25 protein-coding genes are annotated in these 25,483 nt (G+C 36.3%); 19 read left to right on the top strand and 6 right to left on the bottom strand.

The genetic code is table 11. The annotated features are described in order from the left end of the window. Positions 1 to 13: 13 nt before the first annotated feature. Both RV15_RS12260 and clpP read right to left on the bottom strand, forming a co-directional pair. Positions 14 to 535, bottom strand: a complete 522-nt coding sequence (locus RV15_RS12260) for a DsbA family protein (RefSeq protein ID WP_071878334.1) — start codon at positions 533 to 535, stop codon at positions 14 to 16. 107 nt (positions 536 to 642) lie between these two features. Further along, positions 643 to 1,239 carry an ATP-dependent Clp endopeptidase proteolytic subunit ClpP gene (clpP, locus tag RV15_RS12255; protein ID WP_010760682.1) on the bottom strand — a complete coding sequence of 199 codons (597 nt, stop codon included), beginning with the start codon at positions 1,237 to 1,239 and terminating at the stop codon, positions 643 to 645. 314 nt (positions 1,240 to 1,553) lie between these two features. Between clpP and RV15_RS12250 the strand changes: the two genes are divergently transcribed. The 7 genes from RV15_RS12250 to RV15_RS12215 all read left to right on the top strand — a co-directional run bounded on the left by RV15_RS12250 (position 1,554) and on the right by RV15_RS12215 (position 11,354). Further along, complete coding sequence (locus RV15_RS12250; RefSeq protein ID WP_071878333.1) at positions 1,554 to 2,069, top strand: hypothetical protein; 516 nt, start codon at positions 1,554 to 1,556, stop codon at positions 2,067 to 2,069. A 561-nt stretch (positions 2,070 to 2,630) separates the two neighbouring features. Beyond that, positions 2,631 to 4,322, top strand: coding sequence for a dihydroxy-acid dehydratase (gene ilvD / locus RV15_RS12245; RefSeq protein ID WP_071878332.1), 1,692 nt, complete (start codon positions 2,631 to 2,633; stop codon positions 4,320 to 4,322). Between the two features lie 13 nt (positions 4,323 to 4,335). After that, on the top strand, positions 4,336 to 6,030 hold the full coding sequence (gene ilvB, locus RV15_RS12240) for a biosynthetic-type acetolactate synthase large subunit (RefSeq protein ID WP_071878331.1): 1,695 nt from the start codon (positions 4,336 to 4,338) through the stop codon (positions 6,028 to 6,030). Between the two features lies 1 nt (position 6,031). After that, on the top strand, positions 6,032 to 6,514 hold the full coding sequence (ilvN, locus tag RV15_RS12235; protein ID WP_071878330.1) for an acetolactate synthase small subunit: 483 nt from the start codon (positions 6,032 to 6,034) through the stop codon (positions 6,512 to 6,514). A gap of 54 nt (positions 6,515 to 6,568) precedes the next feature. Beyond that, on the top strand, positions 6,569 to 7,564 hold the full coding sequence (gene ilvC / locus RV15_RS12230; protein WP_071878329.1) for a ketol-acid reductoisomerase: 996 nt from the start codon (positions 6,569 to 6,571) through the stop codon (positions 7,562 to 7,564). 72 nt (positions 7,565 to 7,636) lie between these two features. After that, the gene (gene ilvA / locus RV15_RS12225) at positions 7,637 to 8,890 is read left to right on the top strand and encodes a threonine ammonia-lyase IlvA (RefSeq protein WP_071878384.1); all 1,254 of its coding nucleotides are present in this window, start codon (positions 7,637 to 7,639) and stop codon (positions 8,888 to 8,890) included. Between the two features lie 595 nt (positions 8,891 to 9,485). Beyond that, positions 9,486 to 11,354: an acyltransferase family protein gene (locus tag RV15_RS12215; protein WP_071878327.1), complete on the top strand. Its 1,869-nt coding sequence runs from the start codon at positions 9,486 to 9,488 to the stop codon at positions 11,352 to 11,354. Positions 11,355 to 11,500: 146 nt separating this feature from the next. Here RV15_RS12215 and RV15_RS12210 read toward each other — a convergent pair whose 3' ends face one another. Continuing rightward, positions 11,501 to 12,022, bottom strand: coding sequence for a GNAT family N-acetyltransferase (locus tag RV15_RS12210; protein WP_071878326.1), 522 nt, complete (start codon positions 12,020 to 12,022; stop codon positions 11,501 to 11,503). 31 nt (positions 12,023 to 12,053) lie between these two features. Continuing rightward, positions 12,054 to 12,881 carry an NUDIX domain-containing protein gene (locus RV15_RS12205; RefSeq protein ID WP_139243027.1) on the bottom strand — a complete coding sequence of 276 codons (828 nt, stop codon included), beginning with the start codon at positions 12,879 to 12,881 and terminating at the stop codon, positions 12,054 to 12,056. Positions 12,882 to 13,138: 257 nt separating this feature from the next. Between RV15_RS12205 and RV15_RS12200 the strand changes: the two genes are divergently transcribed. Both RV15_RS12200 and RV15_RS12195 read left to right on the top strand, forming a co-directional pair. After that, entirely contained in the window at positions 13,139 to 13,684 is a 546-nt protein-coding gene (locus tag RV15_RS12200) for a biotin transporter BioY (RefSeq protein WP_071878324.1), read from the top strand. 1 nt (position 13,685) lies between these two features. Then, complete coding sequence (locus RV15_RS12195; RefSeq protein WP_071878323.1) at positions 13,686 to 14,000, top strand: CHY zinc finger protein; 315 nt, start codon at positions 13,686 to 13,688, stop codon at positions 13,998 to 14,000. A gap of 96 nt (positions 14,001 to 14,096) precedes the next feature. Here RV15_RS12195 and RV15_RS12190 read toward each other — a convergent pair whose 3' ends face one another. Further along, complete coding sequence (locus RV15_RS12190) at positions 14,097 to 15,284, bottom strand: toxic anion resistance protein (protein WP_071878322.1); 1,188 nt, start codon at positions 15,282 to 15,284, stop codon at positions 14,097 to 14,099. Positions 15,285 to 15,552: 268 nt separating this feature from the next. Beyond that, positions 15,553 to 16,215: a 5-bromo-4-chloroindolyl phosphate hydrolysis family protein gene (locus tag RV15_RS12185; RefSeq protein ID WP_071878321.1), complete on the bottom strand. Its 663-nt coding sequence runs from the start codon at positions 16,213 to 16,215 to the stop codon at positions 15,553 to 15,555. A 276-nt stretch (positions 16,216 to 16,491) separates the two neighbouring features. Between RV15_RS12185 and RV15_RS12180 the strand changes: the two genes are divergently transcribed. The 10 genes from RV15_RS12180 to RV15_RS12135 all read left to right on the top strand — a co-directional run bounded on the left by RV15_RS12180 (position 16,492) and on the right by RV15_RS12135 (position 25,258). After that, positions 16,492 to 17,190, top strand: coding sequence for a hypothetical protein (locus RV15_RS12180; protein WP_071878320.1), 699 nt, complete (start codon positions 16,492 to 16,494; stop codon positions 17,188 to 17,190). Positions 17,191 to 17,441: 251 nt separating this feature from the next. Continuing rightward, positions 17,442 to 18,026 carry an NUDIX domain-containing protein gene (locus RV15_RS12175; RefSeq protein ID WP_071878319.1) on the top strand — a complete coding sequence of 195 codons (585 nt, stop codon included), beginning with the start codon at positions 17,442 to 17,444 and terminating at the stop codon, positions 18,024 to 18,026. Next, positions 18,023 to 18,319, top strand: a complete 297-nt coding sequence (macP, locus tag RV15_RS12170; RefSeq protein WP_071878318.1) for a cell wall synthase accessory phosphoprotein MacP — start codon at positions 18,023 to 18,025, stop codon at positions 18,317 to 18,319. The genes RV15_RS12175 and macP overlap by 4 nt, the downstream gene beginning before the upstream one ends. A gap of 16 nt (positions 18,320 to 18,335) precedes the next feature. Next, complete coding sequence (locus RV15_RS12165) at positions 18,336 to 19,028, top strand: 5'-methylthioadenosine/adenosylhomocysteine nucleosidase (RefSeq protein WP_071878317.1); 693 nt, start codon at positions 18,336 to 18,338, stop codon at positions 19,026 to 19,028. 31 nt (positions 19,029 to 19,059) lie between these two features. Beyond that, positions 19,060 to 19,608: a cysteine hydrolase family protein gene (locus tag RV15_RS12160; RefSeq protein WP_071878316.1), complete on the top strand. Its 549-nt coding sequence runs from the start codon at positions 19,060 to 19,062 to the stop codon at positions 19,606 to 19,608. A gap of 300 nt (positions 19,609 to 19,908) precedes the next feature. Continuing rightward, entirely contained in the window at positions 19,909 to 21,039 is a 1,131-nt protein-coding gene (locus RV15_RS12155; RefSeq protein WP_071878315.1) for a low temperature requirement protein A, read from the top strand. Positions 21,040 to 21,226: 187 nt separating this feature from the next. Further along, the gene (locus RV15_RS12150; RefSeq protein WP_071878314.1) at positions 21,227 to 22,153 is read left to right on the top strand and encodes an ATP-binding cassette domain-containing protein; all 927 of its coding nucleotides are present in this window, start codon (positions 21,227 to 21,229) and stop codon (positions 22,151 to 22,153) included. Continuing rightward, entirely contained in the window at positions 22,153 to 22,926 is a 774-nt protein-coding gene (locus RV15_RS12145) for a hypothetical protein (protein ID WP_071878313.1), read from the top strand. The genes RV15_RS12150 and RV15_RS12145 overlap by 1 nt, the downstream gene beginning before the upstream one ends. A gap of 93 nt (positions 22,927 to 23,019) precedes the next feature. Next, positions 23,020 to 23,322 (top strand): hypothetical protein, encoded by a 303-nt coding sequence (locus tag RV15_RS12140; protein WP_071878312.1) that lies wholly within the window; start codon positions 23,020 to 23,022, stop codon positions 23,320 to 23,322. A gap of 55 nt (positions 23,323 to 23,377) precedes the next feature. Beyond that, positions 23,378 to 25,258 carry a serine hydrolase domain-containing protein gene (locus RV15_RS12135; protein WP_071878311.1) on the top strand — a complete coding sequence of 627 codons (1,881 nt, stop codon included), beginning with the start codon at positions 23,378 to 23,380 and terminating at the stop codon, positions 25,256 to 25,258. Positions 25,259 to 25,483: the final 225 nt, after the last annotated feature.

Here is a 25,483-nt window from a genome sequence, read left to right as displayed (position 1 = left end):
TTTGTCTCTTTTTTTATTTTCCTTCTAAATATCCAATCAATTCTTCTTTAGTAACAGACTCATCAAAGATATGTTCACCAATCACGATTGTTGGGACAAACTTGATATTTGCAGCTTCGGCTTCAGCAATGACTGATTGAACGATCTCAGGTTCTTCTTTTTTAGCTAACTGTAAATTATCTTCAGCAAAGACTGCCACATCTTCTAAAGAAAGATTGCCCCATTGATCTTGTGTATCATACATTTGCTTCAGATCAGTCAAGCCTTTTTCAGGTAACTCATAATTAATATGATGATGCATCACGTTTCCGCGTTGCAAGCTTTCTTTTTCTTTATCTAACAGCTTGATGATTCGTTGAACTTTGCCTTCTTTGACATATTCATTTAATAAATCAAATGATTCCTCAAACCATTTTTTACAATAGGGACAACGAACATTCATAAATTCGACCATTTTTATTGGCGCCGAATCTTTTCCAATAGCCAAACCATTTTTTGTAGTAACTTTTGTTGCATCAATAATTGAAATATCCATTTTAGTAACATCCTTTCATTTCTTCTACCTTTAGTGTAGCGCTTTTTGCATTTAGTTTAAATAAAAATGCCCAAAATTTTCAAAAGAAATTTTGGGCACAGGTTTTATTATTTGCTTAAAGAGCTGCTGTTTTCCATTACTTCATCAATCAAACCGTATTCTTTGGCTTGTTGAGCGGTCATAAAGTTATCACGATCAGTGTCACGTTCAATCACTTCAAGTGGTTGTCCTGTACGTTCAGCTAAGATTTTATTCAAGCGATCACGTGTATCAAGAATGTGTTTAGCTGCGATTTCGATCTCAGTTGCTTGACCTTGTGCGCCACCTAGTGGTTGATGAATCATAATTTCAGCATTAGGTAATGCAAAGCGTTTACCTTTTGTACCAGCTGTCAGCAAGAAACTTCCCATAGAAGCAGCCATTCCAAGGACGATTGTTTGAACATCTGCTTTAACAAAATTCATTGTATCGAAAATCGCTAATCCAGCAGAAACGCTTCCCCCAGGTGAATTGATATAAATATAGATATCTTTTTCAGAGTCTTGTGCATCCAAGAATAATAATTGGGCAATGACTGAGTTGGCTACATTATCATCGATCGGACCACTTAACATGATGATTCTATCTTTTAATAGTCGTGAATAAATATCATAGGCTCTTTCTCCACGAGATGATTGTTCAATAACTGTTGGTATTAAATTCATAGTATATTCCTCCTATATAAAAAACTCTTCAAACCATTTTATCACAAAGCTTACTGTAATGCCTAAAAAAAGTATACTTTATTGGTCAATAAAGGTCAACCTTAAAGCTCTGAAAAATGATCTAGGAGGCGGTTTAAATGTTTCATTGGAAAATGTAAGTAATGGTTACTAGACAAAAGGAAGAGCAAAAGTAGCTCTGAGCGAAAGTAAAACATATTAACGCTTAATTTTTTGTTTTAGTTCTCTTTTTTTTTACGCTTGTGAAAGAATATGTTATACTGAAAAAACAAGAACGAAAGAGTGAGGGAATCCGAATGGTTGTTTTTATCGCAGGTATAACCGGTGTCTTGATTGGTGCAGTGATTGTATCAGTTGGTGTTGCATTACGTGTAACGTACGAAGAACGAAAAGCAGTACGTTATCGAGAATTAGAGAACTTTGTCAAAGAGATAGAAACACTGAATCTTTTAAACAAGAAGATCAATGAGATTTTACAGAAAAGGGATATTTATGTTGATAAATCCGTAAATTTTATCTCAATGGATGACTGTTATATCAGCATTGATGATTTTATCTATTTGGAATCATTTTCAGCTCAAAACAATTTCTATTTGCCTACATATTTGATTGAAGAATTTTTCAAAAAGATTGCCCATAGAAAGGTGATTTTGACTCCTGATGAAGTGATTTCAATGGGAGGAAGCACCTATAAAGGCGGTCGAGTTATCTTAGAAAGTTTCTCTGAAGAGCTACTTTCGATCATTGAAGATAAGAAAAGACAAATGAAACGTCTAACACATAAGCCTCTATATTATTTCCAAAGAGGTTAAGATTTAAACAGCTGCAGCTCGAGCAAACTCGAGCTGCGGCTGTTTTTAATTTATTTTGATGAGTAAATGTTAGGAGAATTATGTGAATTTCAGAAGATGAATAGCGTATTAAAACCGTTTGATTTTAATTATTACATGAATGGTAAACAATAAGTAAGAAAGTGAATACAAACATTTTTGGAATTTTCTGAATATTTTTACCAAAATTTATTGACATTCTCATTTATTAGGTTTATAGTTAACAAAAGCTTTTATTTATCACATGCTATTTTAATCTTTATAGATTTTTCAAAAGAGGAGACCATTGCCATGAAGAAGACAAACAATCACGTATTAGTCATTATTTTATCGTGTAGGACTTAGAACACTGAGAAATTTCGCAGATGTTAGAGTCCTGTTTGTCTTTGGTAAATGGGGGTCTTACTAAAGCATCCCATTCAATTGATGGGGTGCTTTTTTTGTAGAAAGTATTGTAAAGAGGCGAGCGGAATAAATAAGAAAATGAATCCGAAGAATCAAAAATGAGTTCTTATGGAGATAACTGAATTGGAGTGGATGAAAATGCGTAGTGATAAAATCAAAAAAGGAATAGAGGCGGCTCCCGCCAGAAGCCTGCTGTATGCAACTGGGCAAGTGAAAAATGCCAAAGATATGAACAAACCGTTTATAGCAATTTGTAATTCTTATATTGATATAGTTCCAGGACACGTTCATTTAAGAGAGTTAGCGGACGTTGCCAAAGAAGCGATTCGTGAGGCTGGGGGAATTCCTTTTGAATTTAACACGATTGGTGTAGATGACGGCATTGCGATGGGACATATTGGTATGCGTTATTCGTTGCCTAGTAGAGAGATCATAGCAGACGCTGCAGAGACCGTAATTAATGCACATTGGTTTGATGGCGTATTTTATATTCCTAACTGTGACAAAATCACTCCAGGAATGCTAATGGCAAGCGTTCGAACGAATGTACCAGCAATTTTTTGTTCAGGTGGCCCAATGAAAGCTGGACTTGATCCAACGGGGCATACGTTGACACTTTCGAATATGTTCGAAGCCGTTGGTACCTTTAAAGAAGGCAAAATGACAGAAGAAGAATTTAACTTTATGGAGCAAAATGCCTGTCCAACTTGTGGCTCATGTGCAGGGATGTTTACGGCTAACTCTATGAACTGTTTGATGGAAGTTTTAGGAATGGCATTACCTGGAAATGGAACGATCTTAGCTGTATCTGATGAACGTAGAGAACTTGTTCGGCAATCAGCTTTCCATTTGATGGATCTAGTCAAAAAACAAATCAAACCAAGAGATATCATTACGAAAGAAGCAATCGATGATGCGTTTGCATTAGATATGGCAATGGGCGGTTCAACCAATACGGTTCTGCATACATTGGCAATTGCAAATGAAGCAGAGATTGATTACAACTTAGAAGAAGTTAATGCGATTGCAGAGCGGGTTCCTTACCTATCAAAAATTGCCCCATCATCTGCTTATTCAATGCACGATGTTCATGAAGCAGGAGGTGTTCCTGCAATCATGAAAGAGTTAGTAGATTTGGGCGATGCCATCCATCCAGACCGCATCACAGTTACAGGCAAAACGATCCGTGAAAATGTTCAGGATGCGGTAATTAAAAATGAAGAAGTCATCCATCCAAAAGAAAATCCTTACAGCCCAGTTGGCGGTTTATCCATTTTATATGGAAATGTTGCACCAAAAGGCAGTGTGATCAAAGTCGGTGGAGTAGATCCATCTATCAAAAAATTTGTAGGAAAAGCGATTTGTTTCAGTTCTCATGATGAAGCAGTTGCTGCAATCGATAATCATACCGTGAAAAAAGGGCATGTTGTGGTGATTCGTTATGAAGGACCAAAGGGTGGTCCAGGTATGCCGGAGATGTTGGCACCAACATCTAGTATTGTTGGACGAGGCTTAGGGAAAGATGTTGCTCTGATTACTGACGGCCGTTTCTCAGGAGCGACTCGCGGGATCGCTGTCGGTCACATTTCCCCAGAAGCAGCAGCAGGAGGTCCAATTGCGCTAGTTCATGATGGGGATGAGATAGAGATTGATTTAATAAATCGAACCTTAGAATTACATGTTTCAGATGAAGAGCTGGCGAAAAGAAATGACCAATTGCCAAAATTCAAAGCAAAGGTAAAAACAGGATACCTCGCTCGTTATACGGCATTGGTAACATCAGCTCATACAGGAGGAATCATGCAGATTCCAGAAGATTTGCTAGACTAGAGGAGGGCAGCTCATGGCAGAACAAGAGAGAAAAATGAAAAGCGGTTCAAGAATTTTAATTGATGCGTTGTTGAAACAAGAAGTAGAGATGATTTTTGGATATCCTGGTGGAGCAGTCCTGCCTCTATATGATGCTTTATATGATGGTGATATTCCTCATATTTTAACGAGACATGAACAAGGGGCCGTTCATGCGGCAGAAGGATATGCTAAAGCGACTGGTAAACCAGGTGTTGTCATCGTAACTAGTGGTCCTGGTGCGACAAATGCAATCACGGGGATCGCAGATGCAATGAGTGATTCGATTCCAATGATTGTTTTCACAGGGCAAGTAGTTTCAGAGGGAATCGGAAAAGATGCTTTTCAAGAAGCCGATGTTCTAGGGCTTACAATGCCGATCACAAAAAATAATTATCAAGTTCGAGAAACAAAAGAATTACCGAGAATCATTGAAGAAGCGTTTCATATAGCAACGACTGGTAGAAAAGGTCCTGTGGTGATCGATTTACCAAAAGATATAACGATAATGGAAACTGATACAGCTCTTGAAGTTAAACTAAATTTACCAAGTTATCAACCAACAATAAAACCGAATAAACTTCAAGTGAAAAAGTTGATGGAAGCATTAGCTACTGCAAAAAAACCACTGGTATTGGTTGGGGCGGGTGTTCTACATGCGGATGCAGGAAAAGAACTAGTAGCATTTATTAACAAATATCAAATACCAGCATTAAGCTCATTACTAGGGCTAGGCGCAGTACCAACCGATAATGAGCTCTTTCTGGGAATGGGTGGTATGCACGGCTCATTTGCAGCAAACATGGCTTTGACTGATTGTGATTTTTTGATTAACATAGGCTCGCGTTTTGATGACCGCTTAGCTAGCGCACCAAAAGAATTTGCCCCAAATGCAGTGATTGCTCATGTGGATATCGATCCAGCTGAAATTGGTAAAACGATCGAAACGCAAATTCCGATCGTAGCTGATGCGAAAGAAACCTTAAAAGAAATGCTGAACATCGAGGTAGCATGCGTAGATACTACAGATTGGAAAAAGCTGAATCTTTCTAGAAAAAAACGACATCCCTTTAAGTATGATAAGGAACAAACAGCAGAAATCAAACCACAAAAGGTCATTGAATTTATTGGTGAATTGACAAAAGGTGAAGCGATCGTTGCAACTGATGTAGGCCAGCATCAAATGTGGGCTGCTCAGTTTTATCCATTTAAAAATGAAAAGCAACTTGTGACAAGTGGTGGCTTAGGAACAATGGGCTACGGTGTTCCGGCGGCAATTGGTGCCAAGTTAGGTTGCCCTGATAAAGAGGTCGTTCTTTTTGTTGGCGATGGTGGATTCCAAATGACAAACCAAGAATTAGCAATTTTAAATGTTTATGATATTCCAATCAAAATCGTAATTTTGAATAATCGATCATTAGGGATGGTCCGTCAATGGCAAGAAAGCTTCTTCGGTGAACGTCGCTCGGAATCAGTTTTTGAAACACAGCCGGACTTTGTGAAGATGGCAGAAGCCTATCATATCAGAGGGATTAGAATAGAAGACCCAAAAACGGTAGAAGCTGAATTGACCGAAGCATTTAAGGAAACGGGTCCTTTGTTGATTGAAGTCATGGTGTCACCAACGGAACATGTGTTACCAATGGTTCCGGCAGGTAAAGCAAACTATCAGATGCTGGGGGTGGACTAAAATGAGACGTATTATTACAGCAACAGTCAATAATAATTCTGGTGTCTTAAATCGCTTCAGTGGCGTTTTGACACGCCGACAAGTAAACATTGATAGTATCTCGGTAGGGCCAACAGAATTAGCTGATGTTTCGCGGATTACGATTGTTGTCCAAGTGGCAGATTTAAACGAAAGTGAACAAGTGACCAAACAATTAAACAAACAAATCGATGTGATCAAAGTTTCTGATATCACGGATGAAGCACACTTAGAAAGAGAATTAGCATTAGTCAAAGTCAATGCACCAGCAGCGGTTCGCGCTGAATTATTTTCAGTGATTGATCCATTTCGAGCGAATGTAATCGATGTTGGGACACGTTCTGTCGTGATTCAAGTCACAGGCACCAGTGAAAAAATCAGTGCTTTTGTAGATGTCGTTGCACCTTACGGTATTAAACAATTAGCACGAACAGGTGTGACAGGATTTACTAGAGGCAACAACTAAAAATAGGTCTTAAAGCATACGCTTATAAGCATAAAAAATTTGGAGGGTTTAACAATGGCAAAAGTATATTATGATAATTCAGTAGAGAACAATCAATTAGAAGGTAAAACAATCGCAATCATCGGTTACGGCTCACAAGGACATGCGCATGCACAAAACCTTAGAGATAATGGTAATCAAGTAATCATTGGAATTCGTGAAGGGAAATCAGCAGAAGCTGCTCGTAATGATGGATTTGATGTGTTAACAGTTGAAGAAGCATCTAAAAAAGCAGATGTAGTCATGATTCTAGCTCCAGATGAAATTCAAGGAGATCTTTATGACAATGAAATTGCACCAAATTTAGAAGCAGGCAATGCGTTAGCATTCGGTCATGGCTTCAATATTCATTTTGATGTAATCAACCCACCAAAAGATGTGGATGTTTTCTTAGTTGCTCCTAAAGGACCAGGACACCTTGTACGTCGTACCTTTACAGAAGGATTTGCAGTGCCAGCATTATTTGCAGTTTATCAAGATGCAACAGGCAAAGCGAGTGATGTAGCATTATCTTATGCCAAAGGAATCGGTGCAACGCGTGTTGGTGTATTAGAAACAACCTTTAAAGAAGAAACTGAAACAGATTTATTTGGGGAGCAAGCGGTATTATGTGGTGGTTTAACCAGCTTGATTGAAGCAGGTTTTGAAACTTTGACAGAAGCAGGTTACCAACCAGAATTAGCGTACTTTGAAGTATGTCACGAATTGAAATTGATTGTTGACCTTATTTATGAAGGGGGATTTGAGAAAATGCGTAATTCTATCTCAAATACTGCTGAATACGGCGACTACGTTTCGGGTCCTCGTGTTGTAACTGCTGAAGCAAAAGCTAATATGAAAGAAGTTCTTACCGATATCCAAAATGGTAAATTTGCAAAAGGATTCATCGACGATAACAAAAATGGCTTTAAAGATTTCAATCAAATGCGTAAAGATAATGCTGGACATCCAATTGAAAAAGTTGGGGCAGAGTTACGTAAAATGATGCCTTTTGTATCAAGAGAAGACTAAACTAGTAATTAAAAGTTGAGAAAAAGAGTTTTTTTCTCAACTTTTTACATAGTAAGAGGTGAGGGGAATTTGGTGAAGTTAACAAAAGAAAAAATTGAGTCAGCATATGATGCACTAAACGGAGTTGTGACAAAAACACCGTTACAATACGATCTGTATCTATCTCAAAAATATCAATGTAATGTTTATTTAAAAAGAGAAGATTTGCAAAAAGTTCGTTCATTCAAATTAAGAGGAGCTTATTATGCGATTAAACAAACTTCTCCAGAAAAACTGAAAAATGGTGTGGTTTGCGCGAGCGCCGGCAATCATGCTCAAGGTGTAGCTTATACTTGTCATGAAATGAACGTTTCTGCAACTATTTTTATGCCGACAACAACACCACAGCAAAAAATTTCTCAAGTAAAATTTTTTGGCGGAGACGAAGTAACGGTACAATTGATTGGGGATACGTTTGATGCATCTGCTAAAGCTGCTAAAGAATATGCCAAAGCCAATAGCAAAGCATTTATCGATCCTTTTAATGATCTAAATATTATGGCTGGTCAAGGAACTGTAGCAGTAGAAGTCTTTCAAGAAGCTAACGCATCTGAATTTCAAGTGGATTACTTATTGGCAGCAATTGGCGGTGGAGGTTTAGTCAGCGGGGTTTCAGCCTATACAAAAAATGTCAGTCCAACTACGGCTGTTATTGGTGTAGAACCGCTTGGAGCTCAATCTATGCGGGCGGCCTTTGATGAAGGAAAACCAGTAATGCTAGATAGCGTGGAAAAATTTGTAGATGGTGCTGCGGTTAAACAAGTCGGAGATTTAACCTATGAGCATGCCCTTGAATATGTTGACAAATTATTAGCCATAGATGAAGGACAAGTCTGTTCGACTATTTTAGAATTATATACAAAACAAGCAATCGTCGTAGAACCAGCAGGTGCCTTGAGTGTTTCCGCATTAGAACTAATTAAAGACGATATTCGAGGAAAAAATGTTGTCTGTATAATTAGTGGTGGTAATAACGATATCAATCGCATGGAAGAAATTGAAGAGCGCTCATTGATTTTTGAAGGATTAAAACACTATTTTGTAATCAATTTTCCTCAGCGTCCAGGAGCTTTAAGAGAGTTTGTAACGGATATCTTAGGACCGGATGATGACATTACTCGTTTTGAGTATACAAAAAAAGTGAATCGTGGTACTGGACCTGTTGTCTTAGGTATTTTATTGAAAAATAAAGAAGAATTACCGAATTTGTTAGATAAAATGGCGGAATTTGATCCTAAATATATTGATTTAAGTGATAATCCATCATTATACGCATTACTTGTTTAAAAGAAATAAAGTGTTAAGTTTAAAGAAGAATGAGTAGTAGAGCTATCCCAAAAGTTTTTATCAACTTTTGGGATAGCTCTACTATTTTTAGTTAAAAATGACAGGGGTATTACATCAAAAAATAGAACAGAGTACAGATATGTTATTGTCAAAAAAGCTAGGTTAAATAAAAAGAATGTGTAACATAATAGATGAGCAAAATTTGAGTTGCAAGATTATATTACATTTATTAAACAGTCTTTTTACTCAAAATAAAAGACGTTAAAAGTCTCCTTTTTAGTTCGTTTTCACCACTTTGATTTTGTCCAGAAAAAAATGTCTAAAATTTACTTAAAAAAATTAAGAATCAGAGGGAGAGTCCTTGCCATTTGTTAAGAAAGAACGTATATTTAACTTACTACATTAAATCGGTCAGAAAAACAACGACCGTCAAAGAACATGAGCCAGATAGAAATTTTTCTACACTTCAACAGACCACCTTTTTTGGTCAAACGCGACTTATTTTTTCTATCATCTGTCATTTTCAAATCATGTTTCCTTTGTTAAAAATTACTCGAATTACAAAAAAGAATACTAGTAAAGTTGGAAAATATAAATGAATAATAAAAAAAGGTTAGAAAATCGCCGTTATATTACCGGGTTCGATGGGATCCGAACTATTGCGGTTGTCGGCGTGATTCTCTATCACTTGTTCCCTAATATCATGCGTGGGGGCTATTTAGGCGTCCCTATTTTTTTTGCGGTTTCTGGATATTTGATTACGGATTTACTAAGACAAGAATGGCTTCAAAATGAAACAATCGATGTTAAAGGCTTTTATATTCGCCGGATGAAACGGCTGTACCCCGGGCTTATTGCCATGCTGGTTGGGGCATCAGCATATATTGTATTTTTTCAAAGAGACTTACTGAATAACTTGCGCAGTGTGGTTGCTAGCAGCGTGTTATATTATAATAATTGGTGGCAGATCTTTAGAGGATTTTCATATTTTGATCGATTTACTACGCAGTCACCATTCACTCATATTTGGTCACTTGCCGTTGAAGCGCAGAACTATTTGATTTGGCCCTTGTTATTTATTGTCCTTAAAAAGTATGTAAAACACAGTGGGAAAATATTTGGATTAATTATGGCATTGGCCGTGGGGTCCGGGATTTTGATGGCTGCTCTGTACACTCCAGGAGCAGATCCAACAAGAGTTTATTATGGAACAGATACAAGGCTATTTTCAATATTGATGGGAAGTGGTTTAGCATTTGTTTGGCCAAGTTTCCGTTTAAAAGAAGAAATTCCGATAAAAGCAAAAAAACTATTAAATGGAGTAGGTATTGCGTCACTAGCTGTCCTATTAATTTCCTTTTTATTTTTAGCAGATCACTTTGCTTTTGTATACTATGGTGGTATGTTTATTGTCAGCATTTTTGCAACGTTATTGGTTGCAGTGACTGCCCATCCTGGAGCAGATTTAAATCGTTGGCTGACCAATCCTATATTTAGCTGGTTTGGAAAAAGAAGCTATGGTATTTATTTGTATCAATTTCCAGTTATGATTTTTTATGAAGCAAAAATCAAAAATTTAAGTGATCATGTCCTTTTACACTCGCTAATTGAGATTGCTTTGATTTTGGGTATCAGTGAACTTTCTTATCGGTTTATTGAAAAACCACTGGGAAAATTCTATTATCAGTATACTTGGTTTGCTATCAAAGACTTTTTCCGCAAACCGTGGGTTGCTGTACCGAAAATAACGGCTTTAATCAGTGTGGTTCTATCTTGTTTTGCACTATTTGCTTTGGCCGTGGCTCCTTCCAATGAAGTTACTGCCCAACAAGAGCAACTCCAAAAAAATATCGCAGCCAACAAAAAGAAAGCTGATCAGAGAAAAGCCGAAGAAAAAGCTAAAAACGAAGGAAAAACAACAGATTCTACTAAGCAGTCAACTGTAGCACCACAAGCGAATCTTGATTTGACGGCAGAAGAAATCAAGAAAGCTCAAGAAATGGAGATCACAGCTTTTGGTGATTCGGTTATTTTGGATGCAACAGCAGGTCTACAAGAAATTTTCCCTAAAATGATTGTCGATGGAGAAGTTGGCAGACAGTTGTACACTAGCACCCCAACTATTGAAAAGCTAGACAAAGAGAAGCTATTGAAAAATAATGTTTTGGTTGGACTTGGAACAAATGGATCGTTTACAGAAGCACAATTTGATGAATTTATGACGGCGATTGGTTCTAAACGTAACGTTTACTGGATCAACGTCCGAGTTCCAACGCGTAGATGGCAAAACGAAGTCAATGGAATGTTGGAAACAATGAAAAAGAAATACAAAAATTTAGTTGTATTGGATTGGTACAATTACAGTAATGAGCATGAAGAGTGGTTTTATGATGATCGTGTTCATCCAAATGTGGAGGGCCAAGTAAAATATTCAAGCTTTATTGCTAAACAAGTCTTAAAATAATTTTTCTTGAAAGAGGAACAGAAGTAACGTTTCTTATTCTATACTGATTTTAGGTGAGCAGAACCCCCTCGTAGAGTGGGGGTCTGCTCACCTATTTCATTATATTAAAGTGAATCCTGCTGAATAATAATAAATAAGATGTGATCTTATGACAAGATTAATTGATAGGCTACACGCTCACCATCAGGTACAGGGAGTAAAATATCCCCACGGTAAACGAAACCCGCTTTTTTTACTAGTTGCTGCATGGCTATATTTTGCGGATGTGTATCGATTCTTATATCGAGATGATCGCTTAACCTAGCAACAGTAACCAGAAAATTCATTAACGTCAATGCCAGACCTTTACCTTGATAAGCAGGAGCGAGTGCAACACGATGAAGCACCGCATAATCTCTTGTAGTTTCCAGCCACTGACCTTTTTTTATCTGTTCATATGGCGCTTCTTTATCTGTCGAAATGATTCCAAGGCCAGCAATATGTTGATCGACAATCAATAGATAGCACTGCTGACGGGCAATATCTTGCTCTAGCTGTAGTACATTCGGACCTTCACCGTTTTGCCATTGAGGAACTTTATTTTTTTCAAGTAGCCGACGAGCAGCATAGATGATTTGCATTATTTCAGGTAGGTCAGCTGCTGTTGCTGTTCTTAAGTAAATGACCATAATACCAACCCTTCTCTTTTGATGGTAATGATTAATCTTTGTAAGATGTTTCAGGTTTTAGCTGGTAAATTTTAGAAGGACGCCCAATACCTACAGGTCGTTCTCCAATTTCTTCAAAATGATGGAGCATCGCTTTTTTAAAGTTTGAGTGATCGATTGTTTTGTAATCAACGCCAGAAAACTTAGCAAATACTTTGCGGGCTTCCGTAATCGTGAAATCTTTACCTAAAACTTGCAACACTTGCGGATCATGTTCCATTTTATTGGCTACACGATTAAAGGCTTTTAAAATGATTTCGCTATGGTCAAATGCTAGCGTGTCTTTTCCCGTTGAAGCACCGCTTTTCAAATCTAATATAATTTCTACATCACCATTTGTAAGTGAAAGAGTGCTTTCCTTGCGTTCCATCGTAAACCAACGAACTTCTTTTGCATCATCTCCTGCAATCAAAGGCTCTTCACCAATAAAGGCTAGATAACTAATCGTGACAACCCAACCTCTGGGGTCACGGTCCGGTCTGCTGAAGCTATGAAGCTGTTCAATGTTATCTTTAGAAATAACTACGCCAGTTTCTTCTTTAGTCTCTCGCAAGACACTTTCGCCAGTCGACTCATTTCTATTAACAAATCCTCCAGGCAAAGCCCAGGAATTTCTATAAGGATGACCTTTTCTTTTGATCAGCAAGATTTTTAATTGATCTTCTTCTTTGTTATAACACATCAAAACAATATCTACAGTCAGAGAAGGTTTTTCATATTCAGGAAGTTCTTGTTGATGGTACCATTTCAAAAATTCAGTCTCATCGGCTTGTTGCTCATAATATTGCTTTTCTGCTTCCTTTGAACTAAAGTGTATCAAGTTGCTCATCCTCTCCAAATCTAGATAAAAGTACTTTTTACTTTATTGTATCATTCTCATCAAGAAAAACAACTAAAGACTTGTTTTTTAGTTGTCTTTATCAGCCAAAAAAAGCAAAGGAATATAAGTACCTCATTGAAAGTGCTCTTAGGAGGGGGGGATTGAGGTGTTTTTTTGGTTAACTCGTTTTATTAATGGGTTGACAAAAGAAAGCAGAAAAGGTATTTTAAATATAGAATATATATTGGAGGGCATCAATGAAAACAAAAGATATCACTAAAATTGCGATTATGATCAGTATTATTATCGTTTTAGGTTTTTTTCCGCCAATTCCGATTACTCTTTTACCAGTGCCGATTGTTATTCAAAATGCTGGTTTTATGCTGAGCGGCTTACTTCTTGGTAAGAAAAATGGGACGATTGCAACCTTGCTTTTTCTACTACTTGTCGCTATTGGTTTTCCTATTTTAGCGGGAGGTAGAGGTGGAATGACGGTCTTTTTCAGTGTTACAGCAGGATACCTTTTTGCTTACCCATTTGCTAGCTTCTTAATTGGTTGGTTGAGCGAAAGATTTAATCCAAATAATCAGAAGCTGGGTTACGCTTTTGGAATCACGTTTCTTTTTGGCGCATTGTTTATTGACTTTTGCGGAGCTGTGGGAGTCAGTATGTTATCTGATGTGTCTTTATCAGCAAGCTTAGCAGGTAGTCTGGCTTTTATTCCAGGAGACACGATCAAAGCATTTTTAGCTGCTGTTATAGCTAAAAGAATCTCGAAGAGTCTTGCACAAAGGAGCGTGTGAGTTGGAAAAAATCCATGGTTCGGTGGTCGATAATCAAGGACGATGCGTTCATTATGCTTCTGCTGTGGATGTTGTCGGGAATAAATGTTTTCTTTGCAAAAAATACTATGCTTGCTTTCAATGTCATGATGAATTAGAAGCACACAATTTTATGCCGTGGCCGCTTGTAGCAGATCCTGGTGCAAAAATTGTATTATGTGGAGTTTGTCAGTTTGAAATGACTGCAGATGAATATAAAAAACAGTCTGGATGCTTAAATTGCGGACAGTTATTCAACCCGAATTGTTCAAAACACAGCGCTATTTATTTTAGCTAAATACGTGTTAAATAGAGAAATTGAAAAACAAGAGCGATCCAATGCATTATCTGCATTGGATCGCTCTTGTTTTTTAATTAAATTGTCAGCAACAGTTTATTGCGTTAATTCTAATAATCTGCTCTTTAAATCTTCTTCCATATGACCTAATTCGATCTCAGCAGCACGGCGTTTTTCTTTTCCTTCTTGCTGAATTCGTAAGGTTTCTTGGATTGTTTCGACTAAATCATTTTGTGTTTTTTGTAATGTATCAATATCAACGATTCCACGTTCATTTTCTTTAGCAGTCTCGATTGCAGAGATTTTCAACATTTCAGAATTTTTCTTTAATAGATCATTGGTTGTTTCAGATACTTGACGTTGCGCTGTAACCGCATCTTTTTGACGTAATAGAGTCAAAGCAATGACAACTTGGTTTTTCCAAAGAGGAATCGCTGTGTTGACCGAAGCTTGGATTTTTTCAGCCAAAGCTTGGTTTGTGTTTTGAATCAAACGAATTTGTGGTGCTTGTTGAATTGTGATTTGACGTGCTAAACGCAAATCATGAGTCCGTTTATCCAAACGGTCTAAAAATTGCGTGTAATCATTGGCGATTTGAACATCCATCTGATCACCAGATTCTTCTGCTTTTTTCATTGCTTCAGGGATGATCGTTGTTTGTAATTCCTCCATCTTTAATTCACCAGCGGCAATATAAATATTTAAAGCATCAAAATAGTCTTTATTTTTATTATATAGCTGGTCTAACATTAGATTATCTTTTAAAAGACCATTTTTTTCGTGCTCTAATTTGATTGAAATTTTATCGATTTGGGCACCAATTTTTTGGTATTTAGCAGTGATCTCAAAAACGGATTGTTTCACTTTTCCAAGCATTTTTGAAAAGAAATTCCCTTCACCAGCACGTAGTTGATCCGGATTGGCTTCATTCAAACGATACATTAAATCGGTAAGTGAATCGCCAACAGGACCAATATCTTGCGCTTGAACATGGTTTAACATCGACTGTGAAAATTCACTTAACTTTGTTTGGGCTGCAGAACCGTAAGTAATGACAGCTTGTGAATCTTGAACATCGATTTTTGAAGCAAGCTCTCTTGCTTGCGCTTGTCTGTCTGCAGGCAGTTTATCGACTAAGCGACTGGCAACTTGTTGTTCTTGCAAAGCAGAAATCTCACTTTGCTGTGTTGTTGTCAACGAATCGATCGGTGTCGAAAACGGATTATTTAATAAATCATCCAGTGTATCACTTACTGGGGTTACATCTTTTGGGTCATTTTCCATTATGATTCCTCCTAAAATAAAAGCGGATCAGACTCGTTTAACCTTGACTGGAAATTAGGAAAATATGAGGGCGGCGTTATTTGCCGCAACCATATTTTGTCTATTTCCCGAGAGGTTAGTCTGAACAGCTAGATAAAAATAAAAGCGGATCAGACTCGTTTAACCTTGACTGGAAATTAGGAAAATATGAGGGCGGCGTTATTTGCCGCAACCATATTTTATCTATTTCCCGAGAGGTTAGTCTGAAAAGCTAAACGCATAAAAGTAACTATTCTTGATTGTTATTATTTTCATTATCTCTTTTTAAACTATTTTTGGCAACGTTTATCTCTAGATCTAGATCTTCTAGATCATCAGAAACAAATTGTTCGTAATCTTTTTTGATTAATTTAGATACTTGGTCGATGATTTGAGCACTTTCCTCTAATTTTTCATACGTTTGTTTATTCTTGATCTCATGATCGTCGATTTCTAAATATTTACTTGTCAAATCAACTAAGTTTGGTAAATGAGTGTAGAGAAAGTGATTCGCTAAATGCAATTTTTTTGGTTCTTTCACTAATTCTTTAAAGAGTGCTTTTGAAACCCGTAACGTATCATTACGTAAGTCGATCGCTCTTAATTTAGTAGAGGCACTCATATTTTCCTGCAACTGAACGATTTGCTTTTTAGTTATATTCATTGTATCTCGGAAAAAATTAATCTCTTGATCGGTCATACCTAGGTTAGCATAATGTTCCTCTTTTGTTTTAGTGAGGTTAGGCAATTGTTCCTCTGGCCCATTTTTTTTCTTTGACCCCATAAAAAGTAGAACCATAAGAATCAAAAGAACTACGGCGATAACGGGAGTATGTATACCCAGAGTAATACGCAGCACTAAACCAGTTAAAAATAAACAAGCAACTATTTTGATCAATTTTCCTTTTCTCATTTTAAGTTCCCTCCAATCATTCATTTCATCGAAAGTTGTTAACCTCCGCTATATAAGTTATTTTAGCACATTCGGGTCCATAAAGAATATCAGTCCAAAGGTTGATTTTAATATTTAGGGAAAATGTAAGAAATGGCAAGGTAAAATGGCACTTTTTACTACTTTAGATGTAGAACCAATGAAACAGTTCACAAAAAAGTCAAAAAGAAACATGAGAAAAAAAATGAAACGTGAGGTATAATAGAAGGTAATGATTCGGACTAAAGGAGAAAGATAGTGAAAAAAATTAAAATCATTACTATACTATTAGTAGGTTTAGTGCTCACAGGTTGTTCTGGCCGTAAGATAGTCGAAGAAGAAGTTGATGATGATGTTTATATAGAAGAAACAAGTTCTAGTGTGGAAGAGCTAGGCTCTTATGGTGACGATGAAGTCTTTTATGAACCGCGAGATTCTTCAGCAGTAAGTGACACTAAAGATGAAGATAAAGCTGCTACCGAAGAGACCAAAGAACAACCAAGCAATGAAAAAGGAAAAATAGAAGTAATCAACACTAAAAATGGTGACTTTAAGCTCGAATTAACCGATGGCTGGGCATCCGTTGAATCAAAAGAATTAAGTGATAATGCAGATGTGAGTCTAAAGAATCCAGCAAGTGAAGCCTATTATATGGTCTTAAGTGAAGCGAAAAAAGGCTTTGATAGCTTCGATGCGTTTAAAAATTCAGTGGATTTATCTGATCTAGGCGAAAGAACAGATGAAAAAAAAGAGAACGTTAAATACAATGGGTTGAAGGGAGAACGTCGCACGTTTACCGCAACTAAAGACGGTGTAGAGGTTTATTACATCTATGATTTGGTAGAAAGCAAAGAGCACTATTTGCAGTGTATCAGCTGGACCTTAAACAGCAAAAAAGATGAAAATAACGCTGATTTGATTAAAATCATGAACTCTCTAGCAGAATTGACTAAATAATAAGCCGCTGAAAAGGATTACAGATTAAGAGAGAAGTAAAACTAGTCAGCTAGTGTTGCTTCTCTTTATTTGTATGAGACGAGATGCATATCAAAAGCACCTCTCCTGAAATAAGCTAATTCAGCGTATAAAATAGAAGTGATAATCTTAAGAATCTTGGTTTATAGCGAAGAAAGGATTCACAAAAAGAACGATAAGTGATAAAATTTCAAAATTAAGGTATTATATCCATAGAAAGATTGGTGAACTGCATGATGAACTTTGAAGAGTTTGAGGAAAAGACGATTTCTAGACAAGAAATTTTTAAAGGACGGATGATTGACGTTGTTTTAGATGAAGTAATATTGCCAAATGGGGAGACGAGCACTCGTGAATTAGTTTTTCACCCAGGAGCAGTTGCGGTTATTCCGATTACAGCTGATAATAAATTGATCATGGTAAAACAATTTAGAAAACCCATGGAGAAAGTCCTTTTGGAAATCCCAGCAGGGAAAATCGATCCTGGCGAACATGATTACCCAAAAGAAACTGCTGAAAGAGAATTAGAAGAAGAAACTGGTTATCGTGCGAATCAGCTGACCTTTGTAACTTCTATGTATGTATCGCCTGGTTTTGCAAATGAACTCCTTCACATTTATCTTGCTGAAGATCTAGAAAAAGTTCCCAATCCCCGTCCTCAAGATGATGACGAAGTTTTAGAATTATATACATTGACATTAGAAGAAGCAAAAGCAGAAATTGCTACTGGCCTGATTTGTGATGCAAAAACGATTTTTGCCGTACAATATTGGGAATTACAGCAACTAAAAAAGCTGCTGAAGGAGGATAAACGATGAGCAAAGGTCCGCTGGTTACTCGGACGGAATTACGGAGACGCAAAGAAGAAGCTGATAAAGAAGCACAAAAAATATATGAACAAGAACAAAAAGAAGCTGATAAAGAGTACCGTAAAAAAGAAAAAGAAATATCTAATTTCTACCGCAAAGAACATAAAAAACAAAAAGAGATCACTAAATCACGCTCAAATGAGCAAACAAAAATTCGTGAACGCAGCAATACACTGACCAAAGCGATTATTGTTATGGCAATTTTGTTGGCTATTGTAATATTTATAGTATTGAATTTATAGAGAAGAGGAAATCACGATGAAAATTGGAATTATCGGTGCTATGGATCAAGAAGTAAAAATTTTAAAAGAAACATTATCAGATACTAGGTCTTGGGAAAGAGCCGGCGCTCTATTCATTTCAGGTTCTCTAGGACGTCATGAAGTGATCGTTGTCCGTTCTGGGATTGGCAAGGTGCTATCTGCTGTAACAACAACGTTATTGATTCATCAATATGGCGTCAATATGGTGATCAACACAGGCTCTGCAGGTGGTATTGGAAAAGGTCTTGCTGTAGGCGATTTAGTGATCGCAGATAAATTAGCCTATTTCGATGTAGATGTTACAGGATTTGGCTATAAACCAGGACAATTACCAGGTATGCCATTATATTATGAATCAAGCGATTATTTAAAATTAGAAATGAAAAAAGCTGCCGAAAGTACTGGGATGTCGATTCATCATGGATTAATCGTAACAGGGGATTCGTTTGTGAATGACAAGGAAAAAGTCAAGGACATCATTACAGACTTTCCAGAAGCATTAGCTTGTGAGATGGAAGGTGCGGCAATTGCTCAAGCGGCAGCGCAATTCAATATTCCGTTTCTTGTTGTTAGAGCAATCAGTGATACAGCTGATCACGAAGCATCTCAGACATTTGATGAATTTATTGAAGAAGCAGGAGAAAAATCTGCAAAAATGGTGATTAATTTTGTGGAGCATCTTGTTTAAACAATCAGATTTTTAAATTGGAGGCTCTAGAATGAAAGCGTTGATTTCAATTGATTACACCAATGATTTTGTTGCAACAAATGGTACCTTGACGACAGGCAGTGCAGGTCAAGCCATCGAGCAAGCCATTTTAACCGTGACAGCAACATTTAATGAAAATAATGATTTTGTGGTTTATGCTATTGATCGTCATGAACAAAATGATCCATATCATCCGGAGAATGCTCTATTTCCAGCTCATAATATTGCTGGCACGAACGGCCGTAAACTTTATGGAAAGCTTGCTGATGTATATGAGCAAACGCGAGAACAGGAAACAGTTTATTGGATCGATAAGCGTCATTACTCTGCTTTTAGCGGAACGGATCTAGATGTTCGACTGCGAGAAAGAGGCATTACAGAGCTTCATTTAGTTGGTGTTTGTACAGATATCTGTGTGTTGCATACGGCAGTGGATGCTTATAATTTAGGCTATCAAATCATTATCCATAAGAATGCAGTGGCTAGCTTTGATCCAATCGGCCATGAATGGGCATTAAATCATTTTAAACAAACACTAGGCGTAGAAATCGTTGAATAGTAAAATAGCTATAGAAGAGGTTGGGACAGAAGCGTCTAATCCCGAGAAATAAGAAGGAATTCACGAAAATTGCTCTTCAAATTTTTGTGAATTTCAGCTTATTTCCGAAGGGATTGCTTCTGCTTCCACCGTTTATTCGGATAAAAAGAGTCTGAGGCATAACTTGAAAAGTTATGTCCCAGGCTCTTTTTAATGACGAAAAGGATAAAAAAGGACACTATTTTTGTATTAACTAGCTAGTCGAGACTATAATAAAAAAAGAAACTAAAATAACTCATCAATCAGAATGGAAGTGATAGAATGCAGGTACTAAAGAAAGAGGTTTCCGAGTTCGAACTGTTTTACGATCTGATTTTTGCCTATGCGATTAGTCGTATTGCATCAATCTTGTTTGTCGATACAAATCAGATGCTGTCTTTCAAAAGTCTGGGTGAATTTCTAATGCTGACGCTGGTTTTTTGGACGATTTGGACGTATCAAACGGTTTTTGCCAATCGCTTTTCTATTAAAAACAAAACAAGTGCACTCTTTTTATTCTTTGATATGTTTTGGGTAATGATCCTGGCACAAGCGATCAACGTCGACTTTGAAAAAACACATTTTACTTTTGTAGGGGCCACCTCAATTTTATTTTTCAGCATTGCGTTACAGTATTATTTGAAAATGAAAAGTACTGAGGACACCGTCGTCAAAAAATTATGTTACCAGTTGACCATGATTTTATGCGCTAGCGGATTGATTGGATTTAGTACGATTTTGCCTTGGGGCACCTATGCTATTCGCTTTGCAGTCTATGCTGTTTCAATTCTTATTACAGCTTTTTTCCCGATTGTTATGAAAAAAGGGTTGGAAGATTTTCCAACGAATTTTGGTCATTTGACAGAGCGCTATAATTTATTTACGTTGCTGTTGTTTGGTGAAGCAGTAATAGCTGTGGCAAGTACGATTGTTTTTAATAAGATAAGTATTGGCAGCGTATTTTTCTTTTTAGTGGTTATTGTACTGTTTCTTTTTTACAATACGATCTACAAATCAGGTATGGATAGGCAGAAGGCTACGGCTGGGTTGGTCTTGATTCACTCTCATTATTTTATTTTTGTTGGTCTAGGACTGTCGATCGTTTTATATGAAAATTATGTAGACAATGATATCCAACCACTCTTTTTTAGCTTATGTTTGGCGGTCAGTTTGCTTTGCTTTTTAGGTGGGACTCTTATTAATATGATTTTTTATACCAAAAAAGAGCACAATTATCGACCTTTTATCAGTAAAAGTGTTTTGTATTTTGCTGGCTGGATCGTGGTAAGTTTACTACTGCAAGATTTTATGGTACCATTCTTATTTGTTAACGTGGTATTTTTGTTATTTTTACTTTATCAGGTTAAACAAGAATTTAAAGGATTAACGAGAGCAAGCAGGAAGCTAAGATAAAGTAGTTGTTTCTGAAAAAGTTGCTTTTTCAGCACTTTTTAATCGGATCTAAAGCCCGAAATAAAACTGATTTTTTAGTTTTGTTTCAGGCTTTTTTTGATTTAAGAAATAGTTAATAAATGGTTAAGAGATCAATTAAGAGATGCTTGATATAGTTAAGATGTTGAATGAAACGGAGAGAACAATGATGAGTGAAACAGTATTGGCGTTAAAAAATGTGAGAAAAAATTTTGGTAAAGAAGAAGTGCTTAACAGTGTCTCGCTAGAGGTCAAAAAAGGAGACATCTATGGCCTGATTGGAAGAAACGGTTCGGGCAAAACGACGATCATGAAACTGATTGCGGGTTTATCTGAACAAACATCTGGTGAAATTATACTTTTAGGTAAAACTAAGCACTCAAAAGAATATAGCACCGTATTACAACGGATTGGCTCAGTAATTGAAGAACCTGCTGCATTCAATAATTTAACAGCCTACGAAAACATGAAAATCATCTGTATTCAAAAAGGGATTCATGATTTAACCATTATTGAAGAAATGTTAGCTTTTGTGAATTTAGCTGACACAAATAAGAAAAAATTTAAACACTTTTCTTTAGGAATGAAACAACGTTTAGGCATTGCAATGGCCTTAGTCAACAATCCAGATTTTCTGATTTTGGATGAACCAATAAACGGCTTAGATCCAATTGCAATCATTGAATTTAGGGAGATTATTGAGCGCACCAATCGTGAAAAAAATACAACCATTTTAATTTCAAGTCATATTTTAACGGAACTTTACCATGTATCAACTCGGTTTGGTTTTATTCATAATGGGCAAATAATACAAGAAATAGCAAAAGAAAAATTCGATGCTTCTAATACAGAAGTGATTGTTGTAAAAGTAGCGGATGTCAATAAAGCTGCTGTGGTACTGAAAGAACGAATCGGTGACCAATTTGAAGTGGTTCAAGAAGATGAAATTCATATTTTTTCTAACGATTTACTGGTTAGAGAAATTAACTTATTGCTCGTAGTAAATGGTGTTATGGTAGATTTCATAGGCAAAAAAGAAAATAGTCTAGAAAGTTACTATACAAATCTCGTACGTAATATGGAGGAGAAAATCTAATGTTGCGTTTAATTAAAGCAGATCTGTATCGATTATTTCAATCAAAAAGCTTTTATCTTATTGTAGTAGCAATTGTGGGAATGGCCGGCGTAGTCCTTAGTGTTCATTTTTTTCCAGCAATTGGTCCAAATGAAGCAACATATAATTGGGTAGTAGAAATAAAAGATAAGGCATGGAACGCAAAAATTGCCTTTCAAGGAGCACTCGCTACGTATCCGTTTTTAATTTATTTGTTTATCGTTTTTTTCATTATGAGTTCGGGGTACGAATTTTCTCAGAAATGTTACAAAAATACGTTAACTTCTGGTGTTAGTCGTACCACATTTTGTTTAGCTAAAAATAGTGTGCAATTGTTAATGGTTACACTTGGTACAGCAATTTACTTTGGATCGATCTTTATTCTCTCTTACTTCAACTATGATATGACAAACATCAATATCGGAGCCTTAATCAACGATATGTTTGTTGCAGGTTTTTGTTTAGCACTTGGCGTGAGTTTTATTTTTAGTATAGCTAATATTATATTGATCATTACTACAAGTAATGTGATTGCAACTGTTTTTATAGTGTTATGTCCATTGTTCATTCCAATAATCAGGCTAAACGTAGGCTGGGATTGGATGAAATATTTTGATTTTGTCAGTCTTGCGCAATCTATGGCATTTTATGAACTTTCTGGTAAAGCACTAGTTCCATATATAGTGGCAAATAGTGTGCTTATTATTTGCTCAACGATTATTAGCATAACAGTCATCAAGAGAAAGGAATTCTAAAAAAATGGTGGAAACAGTTTTGAATGGTTTCTAAGGCTATCCTAAAAAAATCGGAAGATAAAAACCTTAAATAACAGGTAAGGTATGAGTATAATGTCAACAATGTTTTTTTATATGGATAATCACAAAATAGATTCTGCAAAAGTTATCAAGTATATCAGTGAAAGGTATTCAGATATCACTTTAAGTGAACAGAATTTGTCATCCGCTTTTGAAAAAAACAGTATCTTAACTAGTGAAGTAGAAATCAGTCATTTTTTGATTTACTTAGGCTACTCAAAAGAAGGCGTCGCGTACTACTTCGAACATGATATGGCTGCGAATATTTATTATGAAGTATTTACAATTTTGTCTAGATGCGACTTAATAAATTATTTGAATACAGAGGCACTCTAGTTAGCGATTTTGAACAGGGAAAAGATTAAATAATGAAAATTATAGAGGTGGAAAAATGAAAAAATTAGTGACCGTTATCGGCATGTTAGTGTTATTTTTACAATCAGGTTTAGTCGTATATGCACAAGAAGATCAAAAAGATGCAAGTGCAAATGAAACAATTGAAAAACAAGTGGATCAAATTATGGAGAAATACATCGGTAAAGAAATTCCCGGCGCGTCAATCGGAATCGTCAAAGACGGGAAAGTTATCTTAACCAAAGGCTACGGGGTCTCAGATATTGAGAAAAAAACACCTGTAACTGGAGATAAAACAGTTTTTGAAACAGCATCTGTGACGAAACTTTTTACTTGGAGTATGCTAATGAAATTAGCAGAAGAAGGGAAAGTTAAGCTAGATGCAGATATTCAAGATTACTTGCCAAAAGGAACGCTGAACCTAGCCTTTGACAAAAAAATAACTATCTTGGATTTGATGAATCACACAGCAGGTTTTGAAGAAAAAATCGAAGGTATGGACATAAAAAATGAGAATCAATTAAAACCATTAAAAGAAACCCTTACTAAAGAAAATCAACCAAAACAAGTCTATGAACCGGGAACAGTAACCTCTTATTCGAATTATGGTGCAAACTTGGCTGGCTATATTATTGAACAAGTGACAGGTCAAGAGTACATGGAGTATATGAATCAAACTGTACTAAAACCGCTTCAAATGAACTATTCAACGTTTTCCATGATTTACGATGATCAGCCTATAATAAAGGACAATAAAAGTTCAGGTTATTTATATGATGGTTCAGGATTTGAAAAAATGACTGTTGATCTGACGAACGATTTTCCAGCGGGTTCACTACAATCGACAGCAACAGATATGACGCATTTTATGTTGGCTCTATTAAATAATGATGGAAAAGCGCCTTACAATTTCTTTGAGCAAGGGGAAACGTTAACACAGATGCAGACCCATTCTTATGGAATAGTACCAGGCGCACTAGGCAATGCCCATGGTTTTTGGGAAGAGGAAGTAAGTGGTAAGCGTATTATTGGACATGCTGGAAACTCAGGAGGCTTTTCTTCACAACTGAATTTGGTTCCAGAAGATGGACTGGGCTATATCCTATTAATGAATCTTAATAATGAGGCAACAGGGATTCGAAACGAGTTAAATACACTTTTAGTAGGAAAAGAAACCATAACTACTGATTTACCATTGAAAAAGAGTTCAACTGACCAAAAAGTAGCTGGGCGCTATCGAATGGCAAGGCAACCCGTTTCTACCTTAGGGAAAGTAGCCTATATCATTGCTGATTTTGATATGGTCGTAAAAGCAAATAAAGACGGTGGTATCAATGTCATATCACCTCAATCGAAAAAAGGCATTGATTATGTGGAAGTCAAGCCAGGGATCTATCAAAAAATTCAAAAAGGATCAAAGGATAAATACCTGTATTTTAAACTAAATGACAAAGGGCAAGTCCTGACCGCCGGTAATGGCATGACGACTGATTCACTACCAGTATCTTTTCTAAATACACAATTATTTAACTTTATTGCCTTTGGTGTTTCCTTTATAGCCTTTTTAGGTTCGTTGATTTATCTGTTGGTTAAGTTTGTCAAACAAAAACGTAAAAAGAAAGTTGCTGGATGGTCACGGAACTATACTGTACTTACAGCCTTCTCAACAGTTGGGTTGCTTGTGATGATAACCGCCATTGTTATGATATTGAAATTCGTAACAAATATGACAATCGTTTTTTCTTCAATGCAACTGTTATATTATATAAATTGTTTATTACCACTCTTCACTATCGGGATGATCGTTTGGTTAGCAGTTACTTGGCGTAAAAATGAGACAAAATGGCTGATGCTCTTCTTGATAATGGTTGGTTTGCTAACTACTGTACAGTTTTATAACGTTCATCTGTTCTTTTAAAGAATAACATTTTTAAAGAGATCTGTTACCATATTATGATGTTACTTGATGAAAAAGGATTGAGATAAAGATTCATAAGATAATTCCTTTACTGGTAGATAGATGAAATAATAAAAACTAGTAAGGGAATTTTTAATTTTAGTTTCAATTGAAGAATAGAATTGATATAAGATAAAGAATGCAAAATAAAACGCTGGAGGAGTTAATATGAAAAAAATAGTAACG

The organism is Enterococcus silesiacus, from assembly GCF_001886225.1.
Lineage (GTDB): Bacteria > Bacillota > Bacilli > Lactobacillales > Enterococcaceae > Enterococcus_L > Enterococcus_L silesiacus.
The sequence above is the reverse complement of the archived record's forward strand: the minus strand, read 5'-3'. Positions and strand labels throughout refer to the sequence as shown.